Source organism: Duganella sp. CF402 (assembly GCF_900109645.1).
GTDB lineage: Bacteria > Pseudomonadota > Gammaproteobacteria > Burkholderiales > Burkholderiaceae_D > Rugamonas.
Genome location: NZ_FOBG01000001.1, coordinates 3,069,562 through 3,081,968 on the forward strand (window position 1 = coordinate 3,069,562; position 12,407 = coordinate 3,081,968).

Sequence of the window (12,407 nt, forward strand, 5' to 3'; positions counted from 1 at the left end):
CCGCTTACTCCTGGCCGATCAGCACCACGGCATTCTTCGTGCCGAAGTTGACGCTGCCGCCGCGCACCACGGCGGTCTTGCCGCTGTAGTAGTCCTTGACCTTCTGGCCGTCGGCAAACACGCCTCCCAGCTTGATGCTGGTCGGCTTGTTGGTCGGCAGGTCCAGCGCCACCACCACTTTGTCGCGCAGGCCGTTCTTGTCGTAGGTGCGCTTGAAGACGTAGGGCTTGGCCGACAGCTGCTGGTGCACGCCAGCGCCTACCGCCACGTGGGCCTTGCGGAACAGGCCCAGTTTGGCCCAGTGTGCGCGGACCTCGGCGACCTTGTAGCCGTCACGCGCCACGTTCTGCTCCAGCTCATCCCAGTTCATGAAGGAACGCAGTTTGGCGTCGCCGGTCGCTTCGGCGATATCGAGCTTGCGCGCGGTTTCGTCACCGTAGTAGATCTGTGCCGCGCCGGGCGCCAGCAGCAGCTTGGTCGCGCTTTCGAACGGCTTCTTGCGCGATGCATCGAACGGCGCGCCGTCGTCGTGCGAATCGAGGTAGTTCAGCGTGGTGAAACCATTCAGCGCACCGCCATGCAGCGCGTTGGAATAGCTGCTGAAGATGGACTCGTAATCCTTCTTCGCATCCTGCACCAGGCCAAAGTTAATCATACCGCTGAAGCCGGACTGGTAGTAGTCGATACGGTCGCCGCCCCCCAGGTGGTGCGACAAACCTTCGGCGATGTTGTAGTTGTAGACTTCCGCCACAGAGTAGAATTTGTCGTCGCCGAGTTTCTTGTCCGGATTGGCCTTCTTCCAGTCTTCAAAGGCGATCGCCGATTCCTTCAACAACTCCTTCCAGACCTTGGCTTCCACGTGCTTGACGGTGTCGGCACGGAAGCCGTCTACGCCGTACTTGCGGATCCAGTCGGTGTGCCACTTGATCAGGTAGTAGCGCGGCGCGCGTGGATAGCCGGTGCGGGCGAAGAACTCGTTCAGGCTTTTCACCTCTTCCTCGAAACGACCTTCGCGCTGCCATTTCGCCATCAGGCGCTCCGGCAGCTCAACCGGCGTATCGCTCTCGGTGCGGAAGTCCGGCAGGTTTTTCACCAGCGTGCATTCGATGAAGGTCTTGGCGTTCTTATAGGTGCACATAGGCTCGGTGCGGACCCAGTCTTTCGGCCACACCGGATCGATCGCCGTCACCGGGCCGGTTTGGTTCATCACCACATCCAGCAGCACACGGATGCCGCGCGCGTGCGCCGCTTCCACCAGGTTGCGGAAATCGTTCTCGGTGCCGATGTTGGCATCCACCGTGGTGAAGTCGGAAGCCCAGTAGCCGTGGAAGCCATACGAGCGGCCAGTGCCTTCATCGGTGCCGTCGTGGATCTGCTCCACCGGCGGCGTGACCCAGAGGGCGGTCACGCCGAGCGAGTCGAAATAGCCTTCGTTGATTTTGTTGATGATGCCGGCCAGGTCGCCGCCCATATAGCCGCGCAGCGGCGCCGCATCGGCGCGGCGGTCGTAGGCCAGGTCATTGCCGGTGAAGGCGTTGCTGAAGCGGTCCGTCAGCAGGAAATAGACTGTCGCGTTCTCCCACAAAAATGGCTTGGGCTTTTCCGCCGCCACGGCGGCGGTACTACCCAGTGCAAGAGCCAATGCGAGTGTGGTCAATTTCATGCTGTCGTCCTTATGGTTTTATGTTGTGACTGTGGGATGGGCGCGGCCGGTCCAGTCGGCGATGCCCGCTACTTGTTCGGCGATCAGAATCAACGCCGAGAGAGCCTGCTGGGTGGGCAGGTGGTGGAACTTCGGATCTGCTTCGTAACGTTCGAGGTAGACGCGCAGGGTCGCGCCTTCGGTGCCGGTGCCGGATAAGCGGAACACGATGCGCGAGCCGTTGGTCATGACGATGCGCACGCCCTGCTGCTTCGCCACCGAGCCGTCGACCGGATCGGTGTATTCAAAATCGTCTGCGAACGACACCACGTAATGACCGAGGTCCTGCCCCGCCAGCGTGGCCAGCTTGATGCGCAGGGAAGCCATCAGTTCATTGGCGGCCTTGGTTTCCACCGCTTCGTAATCGTGGCGCGAGTAGTAGTTGCGGCCGAAGCGCGCCCAGTGCCCGCTCACCAGCTGCTCGACCGACTTGCCGGTCGCGGCCAGCAGGTTAAGCCAGAACAGCACGGCCCACACGCCATCCTTTTCGCGGATGTGGTCTGAGCCGGTGCCGTAACTCTCTTCTCCGCACAGCGTGGCCTTGCCGGCGTCCAGCAGGTTGCCGAAGAACTTCCAACCGGTCGGCGTCTCAAATGCAGGGATACCCAGCGCGGCGGCTACGCGGTCGGCCGCTTGCGAGGTCGGCATCGAACGGGCGATACCTTTCAGGCCGGCGCGATAGCCCGGCGCCAGCGTCGCATGCGCGGCCAGCACGGCCAGGCTGTCGGACGGCGTGACGTCGAATTTGCGGCCGAGGATCATGTTGCGGTCGCCGTCGCCATCGGAGGCGGCGCCGAAGTCCGGCGCGTCGTCGGCGGCCATAATCTCAATCAGCTGCGCGGCGTTGACCGGATTCGGATCCGGATGGTGGCCGCCGAAATCTTCCAGCGGCACGGCGTTGATCACGGTGCCAGCCGGTGCGCCAAGCTGGCCTTCCAGTATCGCCTTGGCGTACGGGCCGGAGACCGCATGCATGCCGTCGAAGCACATGCGGAAGCCGCCCGCGAACAATGCGCGGATGGCGTCGAAATCGAACAACTGCTGCATCAGCTCCGCGTAGTCAGCCACCGGATCGATCACCTGCACGTCCATGTCCTCGATGCGCGCTGCACCGAGGCGGTTCAAATCGATATCCGCCGCGTCGCTGATGCGGTACTGCTTGATGGATTCGGTGTGATGGTAGATCGCCTCGGTCACACTCTCCGGCGCCGGGCCGCCGTTGGCGATGTTGTACTTGATGCCGAAATCGCCATCCGGGCCGCCCGGATTATGGCTGGCCGACAGCACGATGCCGCCCAGCGCGCCGTGCTTGCGTATCACGCAGCTGACGGCCGGCGTCGACAAGATGCCGCCTTGCCCCACCAGCACGCGCGCAAAACCATGCGCGGCCGCCATGCGCAAAATAGTCTGCACGGCGACGCGGTTGTGATAGCGGCCATCGCCGCCCAGCACCAGCGTCTTGCCGCTGCAATCGCCCAGCGTGTCGAACACGCTTTGCACGAAATTCTCGAGGTAGTGGGCCTGCTGGAAAACGCTGACTTTCTTGCGCAGGCCGGAGGTGCCCGGCCGCTGGCCGGGGAAAGGAGTAGTGCCGACAATATTGATGCTCATGTTCGCTCCACAAAGATAGGTGACGAGTTCTTGTCTCGCGAACAATATTACATCAGAGGAGTTACGCCTCGTCGCGCACTATGAGGGTCAACACGCCCGCTACCACCATGCAGACGCCGCCCAGCATCAGGGTCTTGACCGAGTGGCCGGCGAACCAGTATTTGGTCACAAAGCCCAGCACCAGGCCGCTGACGATCTGCGGAATCACGATGAAGAAATTGAACAGGCCCATAAAATAGCCCATGCGTTTAGCGGGCAGCGCGCCGGCCAGGATCGCATACGGCATGGTCAGGATGCTGGCCCACGCAATGCCGACGCCGATCATCGGCACGAACAGCGTGTTCAGGTCGCGGATGGCGTAGATGCTGAACAGGCTCGCGCCGCCGATAATCAGGCAGGTCATGTGCACGGTCTTGCGGCTGGTGTAGCGCGCGAACACCGGCAGGATGAACGCCGCCAGCGCCGATACGCCGCCGTAGACCGCGAACATCACGCCTACGTGATTACCGGCTTCCTGGAAGGCGGCCGATTGCGCGTCGGTGGTGCCGAACACATTTTCGGCGACCGCGTTGGTAGTGTAGATCCACATCGCGAACAGCGAAATCCAGGTGAAGAACTGCACGACAGCCAATTGCACCATCGTCTTCGGCATCTTGCCAAAGCCGCTGAAGATTTCCGCCAGCGCGTGGCCCAGGCCCTTGGCCCGCTTTTGCTCGGCGCGGAAGGCTTCCAGGTCATCCGGAGGCAGTTCGCTCGCGGTCAGCACGGTCCACAACACGGCCAGGAAGTACACGGCGCCGCCGGCGTAGAACGAGTAGCGCACGGTGTCGGGAATGCCGCCGCCGACCGGGATGTTGCTGACGCCGAGGTGGGTGAAGATCGTCGGCAGCAGCGATGCGATCACCGCGCCCCAGCCGATGAAGAAGGTCTGCATCGCGAAACCGGCGGTCTGCTGCGACGATCCGAGCTTGTCGCCGACGAAAGCGCGGAACGGCTCCATCGACACATTGATCGCGCCATCCAGCAGCCACAGCACCACCACCGCCATCCACAGCGAGGTGGAATTCGGCATCAGGAACAGGGCGATGGACGCCAGCAGCGCGCCGATGAAGAAGAACGGACGGCGGCGGCCCCACTTTGGATGCCAGGTGTTGTCGCTCAGGTAGCCGATGATGGGCTGGACCAGCAAGCCGGTGACCGGCGCGGCCAGCCAGAATAAGGATAGATCGTCGGGATTGGCGCCCAGCGTGGAAAAAATCCGGCTGACGTTGGCGTTTTGCAGCGCGAAACCGAATTGAATGCCGAAGAAGCCGAGGCTCATGTTCCACAGCTGCCAGAACGACAGGATGGGCTTGTTACTGGAAGAGTGCATGCTGCGCGTCCCGATTTTAAAAATTTGTAGGAAAATAACACGACCCTATGGACGTGTCAATCACAAGAACTTCCTTGTAAAATAACGATAAAAAGCCTATCCAGAGGCCGGGCTATGGTGTCAAATGTAGCCAAACAACAAAATTCAAGCCGACCACTGAGACCGAATTCATGACCATTAACTCCTTTGCAACACTGACCGCTCTGACCCTGCTGGCCGGCCATGCCGCCGCACAGAACGTGGACCGCAAATTCGACGGCATCACCCAGCGCGACGGCCACCTCGAAGTACGCACCAGCGACGGCGCTTACCTGATCAAGCCCTACTCCACCGGCATCGTCGAAACCACCTTCGTGCCGAAAGGCGAAACGGTGGATCCGTCGTCGCATGCCGTGGTGCTGGCGCCGGCCGAGGTGAAAACCACCTTGAAGCAAAAAGGCGGCAGCTATGAATATGCCACATCCGGCATCGTCGTCACCATTACAAAAGCGCCGTTCAAGATCGCCTACGCCTACAAAGGCAAACCGCTGGTGGCGGAAAAGCGCGGCTACATCCATGTGAAGGATGATGTAGCCAACGGCAGCAAGGATATCAACAAGGGCGAAGCACGCGAACTGGAAGCGATCGAATTCGCGCTGGACAAGAACGAAGCCTTGTACGGCGCGGGCTCGCGCGCGATGGGCATGGACCGTCGCGGCCATCGCTACACCTTGTACAACAAGGCCAACTACGGTTACGGCGACCGCTCGGAGCTGATGGGCTACACCATGCCGATCGCGCTGTCGTCCAAAATGTACGCCATCCACTTCGACAATCCGCAAACCGGCTATCTGGATTTCGACAGCAAGAAGAACAACAGCCTGACCTACGAAGCCATCGGCGGCCGCAAGACTTATCAGGTCATTGCCGGCGATACTTGGGAAGACGTGGTGGGTAACTACACCAGCCTGACCGGCAAACAACCGCTGCCGCCGCGCTGGGCCTTCGGTAACTTCGCCATGCGCTTCGGTTATCACAACGAGAAGGAAGCGCGCGACGTCGTCGACAAATTCATCGCCGAAGACATTCCGCTCGACGGCATCGTGTTTGACCTGTACTGGTTCGGCAAGGAGGTCAAAGGTACGATGGGCAACCTGGCCTGGGATAAGGACAGCTTCCCCAACCCGGAAGGCATGATGGCCGACTTCAAGGCCAAAGGCGTGCAGACCGCAGTGATTACAGAGCCGTTTGTAGTCGACACCTCGAAGCGCTGGCAGGAAGCCGTCGACAAGAAAGTGCTGGCCACCGGCGCCGATGGCAAGCCGGCCACATATGACTTCTTCTTCGGCCACACCGGCATCATCGACATCTTCAGCCCACAGGGCAAGAGCTGGCTGTGGGATATCTACAAGGGCCTGCGTCAGCAAGGCGTGACCGGCGTATGGGGCGACCTGGGCGAGCCGGAGATGCATCCGACCGAAGTGCGCCACGCCACCGGCACGGCGGACCAGGTGCACAACATCTACGGCCACCAGTGGGCGCGTTTGGTAGCAGAAGGCTACCAGCAGGACTTCCCGGCCGAGCGTCCATTCATCCTGATGCGCTCCGGTTACTCGGGCACGCAGCGTTACGGCATCATCCCGTGGTCTGGCGACGTTGATCGCGGCTGGGGCGGACTGCAATCGCAGCCGGAGATCGCGCTGCAAATGGGTATGCAGGGCGTGGGCTATATGCACTCGGACCTCGGTGGTTTCGCCAACCCGGTGCTGGACAATGAGCTGTACACACGCTGGCTGCAGTATGGCGTGTTCCAGCCGGTGTTCCGTCCGCACGCGCAGGAAGAAGTGCCGTCGGAGCCGGTCTACCGCGAAGACAAGACCAAGGCGCTGGCGCGCGAAGCGATCCGCCTGCGTTATCGTATGCTCCCGTATAACTACACGCTGGGCTTCGACAACAATCAGCAAGGCTTGCCGCTGATGCGTCCTATGATGTACGAGGAACCGGGCAACGCCAAAGTGCGCGCCATGTCATCGACCTACTTGTGGGGCAAGGACTTCCTCGTCACGCCGGTACTCAAGCAAGGCGCGTCGAAAGCCGATGTGTACTTCCCTGCCCGTAGCGCGTGGTTTGACTTCTATACCGGCGAGCGCCAGGCCGGCGGTGCCACGCGTTCGATCGAACTGTCGGCCGACCACGTGCCGGTCTACGTCCGCGCAGGCGCCTTTATTCCGATGGCAAAGGTAGTGCAGACCACGCGCGACTACAACACCAAAAACATCGAGCTGCACTACTGGCACGATGCGTCGGTGCGCGCAGGCTCCGGCAAGCTGTATGACGACGACGGGCTGACCGCGCAAGCCTACGAACAAGGCAAGTACGAACTGCTGAACTTCACCAGCAAGCTGCAAGGCAAAGCCCTGACGCTGCGCGTGGATTCGGAAGTGGGCAAGCAGTACCAGCGCCCTGAGCGCAGCATTTCGCTCACGGTTCACACGGTGACCGCGCCGCCATCATCGGTACGCGTAGATGGCAAAGTTACGGTGTTCAGCTGGGATCAGAAAACCTTCCAGCTGACGGTCGAACTGCCAGCCAGCGACGCGGCCAGCCGCACTGTCGATATCGCGATGTAATTCACCTGGCCTTGTCGGGGTATGTTAAATTGACATCCCCTCTTGATAGCATCACCCCGACATGAGCTTATCATTCCATATCAACTTCAACGGCCAGTGTGAAGAGGCCTTCTCGTTCTATGCCGAACACCTCGGCGGCAAGATCGGCACGATGTTGCGAGTGAACGACTCTCCAGTTGCGGCCTTGTCCGAAGCGCACGGCGAGACCATCGTTCATGCGAATATCTGCATCGACGGGGTTGACCTGGCTGGCGCCGATGTTGATGCCAGCGTTTATGAAAAACCGAAAGGCTTTTACGTGCTGCTAGGCGTGGACTCGGAGGTAAACGTTCATACCTACTTCGAGGCCCTGCAAAGAGAGGGGCACGTCGTGCTGGCACCGCAACGTACATTCTGGTCGCCATGCTACGCCATCGTGACTGACCGTTTCAGCGTACCTTGGAAAATCAACTACGGAGCCTGACCCGTGGCCAAATACCTTATCTCCTTTCCCAGCGTGGCGATGGTCGTGCCGGATGATGAATTCGCACAAGTCGGCGAGGATGCGCGCGCCGTGATCATCGAGGCGAAAGCAGCTGGCGTCTACGTGTTCGCCGGCGGCATCAATGAAAGCGTGCCGCCAGTGCTGGTTGCCGCCGATGGCTCATTCAAAGAAGGCGGCTACGAATGGGCACCGCCGTTGAATGGCGGCTTCACCGTGCTGGAACTGCCGACGCGCGAAGACGCCGTCGCATGGGCCGCGCGCATCGCCAAAGCCTGCCGCTGCGAGCAGGAACTGCGCGTGTTCCAGTTTGATCCAATATCATAATAAAAAAGGGAGACTACATGAATATCTGGGCCGTATTAATCGCAGCCGTTTCGAGCTTCATGCTCGGTGGACTTTGGTACTCGCCGGCGCTGTTCGGCAAAACGTGGAGCGCCGAGAATGGCGGTGAGAAGCAAGCCGGGCACCCGGCGAAAGTCTTCGGCATCAGCTTCCTGTTCTCCCTGATCGCAGCATTCGCCTTTGCCTGCTGGCTCGGCGCCACGCCGCCGTTGGACGTTGCATTGAAAGCCGGACTCACCGCAGGCTTCTGCTTCGTCGCCGCCAGCTTCGGCATCAACTACCAGTTCGCCCAACGCTCCTTTAAACTCTGGCTGATCGACGGCGGCTACCACACCGCCCAATTCCTCATCTTCGGCCTTGTGCTCGGGCTTTGGCACTGATGCCTCGGAAGTTGATCACCTTTCTCATTATTCTGGTGATTGTGTATGCCGGCCTTTGTGCCGTGCTGTATGCTGTCCAGCGCTCCTTTATCTACTTTCCCCAGCCGGGCAACACGACAACCGGGCCCACGCGCAAATTGACGGCGGATGGCGCGCAAGTCGTGGTCACAGTCCGCGAGCAGGATGGTGGCGACGCAGTAATTTACTTTGGCGGAAATGCCGAAGATGTCACGTTTAGCCTTCCAGGCTTAAACGAAGCGTTCCCTCACGACGCACTCTACCTCATGCACTATCGCGGCTACGGCGGGAGTTCCGGCAGCCCTTCAGAATCAGCACTCGTTGCCGATGCTGCCTTGCTGTTTGATGAAGTTCACAAAACGTACAAGAACATCACCGTGATAGGACGCAGTCTTGGCAGCGGCATCGCAGCGCAACTGGCAAGCCAGCGGCCCGTCGCACGCTTAATTCTCGTCACGCCCTACAATAGCATTCAGGAACTGGCCGAGCAGCAGTTCCCCTATTTCCCGGTTCGCTGGCTGTTGCGCGACAAGTACGAATCCTGGAAGTCTGCCGAAAAGATCTCCGTACCGACGCTATTGCTGATGGCCGAACACGACGAAGTCATTCCAGCGGCAAGCACGCGCGCATTGCATCAGCATTTTGCAAAGGGCGTGGCGACGCTAACTGTGGTGCGCGGCGCGCGGCATAATGACATATCAGAATCGCCCGCTTACACTCGCCTGCTCAGAGGCACCCCGTAACAGCAAGGATTAAATTTGACAATCATAGTTCGTCCAGCGGTCCGTGAAGACATCCCCGCCATGCATCGCGTGCGCAAGGCGGTGCGTGAAAACAAGCTGTCGCTCAACACCAAAATTCACGAAGAGACTTACGCCCCCTATCTGGAAACGACAGGCCGTGGCTGGGTACTTGAAGAGGATGGCGTCATCGTCGCCTTCGCGATTGGTGAGCATACGACCGGAAATATCTGGGCCCTCTTCGTCCACGAAGATCATGAAGGAAAAGGCTACGGCAGCAAAGTGCAGGAGCCGATGATCCAGTGGCTGTTTGCCCAAGGCCTGGATCGCATCCACCTGACCACCGGCGCCAACACCCGCGCACAAGGCTTCTACCACGCCACCGGATGGACATTCACCGGTATCGACACCCACGGCGACGCCGCATTCGAACGTCGTCGCCCTGAAAGTTAAGCTGCACTAGCTGCACTGCTCGCGCACAAATTTCTTTACTATGCTTGCCGCCGTTTCTGCGGCTACTTGAAGGAGAAAATGTGGAGCATCGACTGAAGCGATGGTGGTCTCAGGTCTCACCACAGTTCGATTTGCGCGGTGACGACAGCCACGTCTTGTGCCGTCGCACCGTCTCGAAAATAGACTTCCACATCGGCGACACCATGACTGGTCGTGGTCATTATCTGCACGACGTGGTCAAGTTTTTGCATGCTGCGTTGCACTGGTTCTGATACGGCCTTCTCCAGCTTCTCAGTGTCATTTTCTCGCACTGAGTAATGTACCGACACCACATTGGCATCAGCCTCACCGGCAATCGCAGCAGTGCCAATGCTCAGTGCTGCCGCTCCCATTAAAACCAGGCTTTTAATCCTCATGATGCGCCCCACTACGCCGCTTCCACTCGTCGGCGATATGGCCCAGGTTTTTCGGAGCGCCATCGTTTATCCACGCCATCAGATCGCGGTCGAACTTGAACTGCGGCCCACATTCGGACAACAGGAAACGCCGGACGTTCTGCGTATTCTTGTAGCTCGCATCAACCGCCGTTTCGCGCGTCAGTACCGCGCCGTGCTAATCGAAATTCATCACTCCTCCTTTATAACACCGCGCTGAAGCGCCAGGCATTGCATATTTAAACAGCAAACAACTCAGCGTGCCAGTTTTAGTTGCACAACAACTTTTCCTTTTCTCGTCAATGACTTAGCAGTCTAACGGCGACTTTTAAACAGAGTTACCCACAGAATCTGTGGGCAGATATGCACCTCCCGCTCGTGTATCATGAGCGCCGATCGGATCAACCGGTCCGGTCATAACAAGGGAGATGCCTGTGACACCAAAAATTATCAGCACGCTGCTGGCGGCCACCGCCATGACAGCCGCCAGCGCCACCGCGCTGGCCGCCCCTACCGCCAAGCCGTCCGCCGCCGAAGCTGAACGCTTCCTGGCCGACACCGAGGCCAAGCTGAATAAACTCAATAACGAACAAGCCCGCGCCGCCTGGGTCGGCTCCAATTTCATCACCGATGATACCGAAGCCATCGCCGCCTATTTCGCCGAGCGCTTCCTTGCAGCTTCGGGCGAAGCCGCCATCGGCGCGCGCCGCTTCAACAACGTCAAGCTGTCGCCGGACAGCGCACGCAAGATCAAGCTGCTGCAGCAAACCGTGGTGTTCGCCGATCCGAAGGAACGCGAACAATACGCCGCCTTGCAGGCCGCCCTCAACGGCGCCTACGGCAAGGCCAAGTACTGCCCGCAAACCGGCGACTGCATGCCGCTCGGCGAAATGGAACAAGTGCTGGCCACCAGCCGCGATGAAGCCAGGCTGAAAGAGATGTGGACCGGCTGGCACGCGCAGTCCCCGGCCTACAAAGACAAATACGTCGAATACGTCGCCCTGTCCAACAAGGGCGCCAAGCAGATGGGCTTTGCCGACACCGGCGTAATGTGGCGCTCGCAGTACGACATGCCGCCGGAAGCTTTCGCCGCCGAGATGGAACGCCTGTGGCAGCAAGTGAAGCCGCTGTACGATGCGCTGCACACCTACACCCGCCACAAGCTGCGCGCCACCTACGGCGCCGATGTGGTGCCGCTGACCGGTCCTATCCCGTCGCACCTGTTCGGCAATATGTGGAGCCAGACCTGGAACAATCTGTATCCGATCCTGAAGCCGGCCACGGAAACCAAGAGCTACGACTTGACCAAGGTGCTGGAAGAGCGCAAGACCGATGCCAAACAGATGACCAAGTACGCCGAGGGTTTCTACACCTCGCTGGGAATGCAGAAGCTGCCGGCTACGTTCTGGGAACGCTCGCTGCTGACCAAGCCGCGCGACCGCGATGTGGTGTGCCACGCCTCCGCCTGGCCGATCGACGAGAAGGACGACGTGCGCATCAAGATGTGCATCAAGCCGACCGCCGAAGAGTTCACCGTGATCCACCATGAACTGGGCCACGTGTACTACTTCCTCGGCTACGGCAAGCAGCCTTTCCTGTTCCGCAACGGCGCCAACGACGGCTTCCACGAAGCCATCGGCGACACCGTGGCGCTGTCGATCACGCCGGCCTACCTGAAGCAGATCGGCCTGATGGACCAGGAGCCTGACGTCACCGCCGATATCCCGCAATTGCTGGAACGCGCGCTGAGCAAGGTCACCATCCTGCCGTTCGCCTACACGGTCGACAAATGGCGTTGGGATGTCTATTCGGGCAAGACCAAGCCGGCTGATTACGACAAAAGCTGGTGGCAGCTGCGCGATCAGTACATGGGCATGAAGCGTCCGGTCGCCGGCAGCGGCGACACCGGCTTCGACGCCGGCGCCAAGTACCACGTGGCGGCCGACGTGCCTTACGCGCGCTACTTCCTGGCCGACCTGCTGCAGTTCCAGTTCCACCGCGCGCTGTGCCGCGAAGCCGGCTACACCGGCCCGCTGAATCGCTGCTCGGTGTACGGCAACGCCAAGGCCGGCGCCAAGCTGCAGCAGATGCTGGAACTCGGCGCCAGCAAGCCGTGGCCGGAAGCGCTGAAGGCCATCTCGGGCGAAGACAAAATCGACGGCAACGCGCTGCTCGAATACTTCGCACCGCTGAAGACCTGGCTGGATCAGCAGAACGCAGCCCTCGCCGCCGCCGACAAGAAGTAATCAGCATGCGGTAAAA

General features: G+C 60.1%; 12 protein-coding genes. 7 read left to right on the forward strand and 5 right to left on the reverse strand.

The genetic code is table 11. The annotated features are described in order from the left end of the window. Positions 1-4: 4 nt before the first annotated feature. The 3 genes from BMZ70_RS13785 to BMZ70_RS13795 form a co-directional block, all read right to left on the reverse strand. Entirely contained in the window at positions 5-1,663 is a 1,659-nt protein-coding gene (locus BMZ70_RS13785; RefSeq protein WP_092275096.1) for an alpha-amylase family glycosyl hydrolase, read from the reverse strand. A gap of 18 nt (positions 1,664-1,681) precedes the next feature. Then, complete coding sequence (locus tag BMZ70_RS13790; protein WP_092275099.1) at positions 1,682-3,313, reverse strand: alpha-D-glucose phosphate-specific phosphoglucomutase; 1,632 nt, start codon at positions 3,311-3,313, stop codon at positions 1,682-1,684. A 61-nt stretch (positions 3,314-3,374) separates the two neighbouring features. Then, positions 3,375-4,685: an MFS transporter gene (locus BMZ70_RS13795; protein WP_092275102.1), complete on the reverse strand. Its 1,311-nt coding sequence runs from the start codon at positions 4,683-4,685 to the stop codon at positions 3,375-3,377. Positions 4,686-4,855: 170 nt separating this feature from the next. On the opposite strand from BMZ70_RS13795, the gene BMZ70_RS13800 reads away from it, so the two are divergent. The 6 genes from BMZ70_RS13800 (at position 4,856) to BMZ70_RS13825 (ending at position 9,711) form a co-directional block, all read left to right on the forward strand. Further along, positions 4,856-7,294 (forward strand): TIM-barrel domain-containing protein, encoded by a 2,439-nt coding sequence (locus BMZ70_RS13800; protein WP_092275105.1) that lies wholly within the window; start codon positions 4,856-4,858, stop codon positions 7,292-7,294. Between the two features lie 61 nt (positions 7,295-7,355). Continuing rightward, positions 7,356-7,757: a VOC family protein gene (locus BMZ70_RS13805; protein WP_092275108.1), complete on the forward strand. Its 402-nt coding sequence runs from the start codon at positions 7,356-7,358 to the stop codon at positions 7,755-7,757. 3 nt (positions 7,758-7,760) lie between these two features. After that, entirely contained in the window at positions 7,761-8,102 is a 342-nt protein-coding gene (locus BMZ70_RS13810) for a YciI family protein (protein WP_092275111.1), read from the forward strand. Positions 8,103-8,119: 17 nt separating this feature from the next. Then, entirely contained in the window at positions 8,120-8,500 is a 381-nt protein-coding gene (locus tag BMZ70_RS13815) for a DUF1761 domain-containing protein (RefSeq protein ID WP_092275114.1), read from the forward strand. A gap of 11 nt (positions 8,501-8,511) precedes the next feature. After that, a complete protein-coding gene (locus BMZ70_RS13820) occupies positions 8,512-9,261 on the forward strand; it encodes an alpha/beta hydrolase (protein ID WP_229205400.1) in 750 nt (249 codons plus the stop codon). A gap of 60 nt (positions 9,262-9,321) precedes the next feature. Continuing rightward, positions 9,322-9,711: a GNAT family N-acetyltransferase gene (locus tag BMZ70_RS13825; protein ID WP_092275120.1), complete on the forward strand. Its 390-nt coding sequence runs from the start codon at positions 9,322-9,324 to the stop codon at positions 9,709-9,711. A gap of 116 nt (positions 9,712-9,827) precedes the next feature. Here the strand turns inward: BMZ70_RS13825 and BMZ70_RS13830 are convergent, their stop codons facing one another. Further along, positions 9,828-10,127, reverse strand: a complete 300-nt coding sequence (locus tag BMZ70_RS13830) for a hypothetical protein (RefSeq protein WP_130300775.1) — start codon at positions 10,125-10,127, stop codon at positions 9,828-9,830. Next, positions 10,117-10,311: a DUF6434 domain-containing protein gene (locus tag BMZ70_RS28875; RefSeq protein WP_229205472.1), complete on the reverse strand. Its 195-nt coding sequence runs from the start codon at positions 10,309-10,311 to the stop codon at positions 10,117-10,119. Before BMZ70_RS28875 ends, BMZ70_RS13830 begins: the two co-directional genes overlap by 11 nt. Positions 10,312-10,573: 262 nt before the next feature. Between BMZ70_RS28875 and BMZ70_RS13840 the strand changes: the two genes are divergently transcribed. Next, the gene (locus BMZ70_RS13840; RefSeq protein ID WP_092275126.1) at positions 10,574-12,391 is read left to right on the forward strand and encodes a M2 family metallopeptidase; all 1,818 of its coding nucleotides are present in this window, start codon (positions 10,574-10,576) and stop codon (positions 12,389-12,391) included. The last annotated feature ends 16 nt before the right edge of the window (positions 12,392-12,407 follow it).

Bases quoted from the DNA above. Each gene is read 5' to 3' on its own strand.
- BMZ70_RS13785 (WP_092275096.1), bottom strand. From the start codon at position 1,663: ATGAAATTGACCACACTCGCATTGGCTCTTGCACTGGGTAGTACCGCC.
- BMZ70_RS13790 (WP_092275099.1), bottom strand. From the start codon at position 3,313: ATGAGCATCAATATTGTCGGCACTACTCCTTTCCCCGGCCAGCGGCCG.
- BMZ70_RS13795 (WP_092275102.1), bottom strand. From the start codon at position 4,685: ATGCACTCTTCCAGTAACAAGCCCATCCTGTCGTTCTGGCAGCTGTGG.
- BMZ70_RS13800 (WP_092275105.1), top strand. From the start codon at position 4,856: ATGACCATTAACTCCTTTGCAACACTGACCGCTCTGACCCTGCTGGCC.
- BMZ70_RS13805 (WP_092275108.1), top strand. From the start codon at position 7,356: ATGAGCTTATCATTCCATATCAACTTCAACGGCCAGTGTGAAGAGGCC.
- BMZ70_RS13815 (WP_092275114.1), top strand. From the start codon at position 8,120: ATGAATATCTGGGCCGTATTAATCGCAGCCGTTTCGAGCTTCATGCTC.
- BMZ70_RS13825 (WP_092275120.1), top strand. From the start codon at position 9,322: ATGCATCGCGTGCGCAAGGCGGTGCGTGAAAACAAGCTGTCGCTCAAC.
- BMZ70_RS13830 (WP_130300775.1), bottom strand. From the start codon at position 10,127: ATGAGGATTAAAAGCCTGGTTTTAATGGGAGCGGCAGCACTGAGCATT.
- BMZ70_RS13840 (WP_092275126.1), top strand. From the start codon at position 10,574: ATGCCTGTGACACCAAAAATTATCAGCACGCTGCTGGCGGCCACCGCC.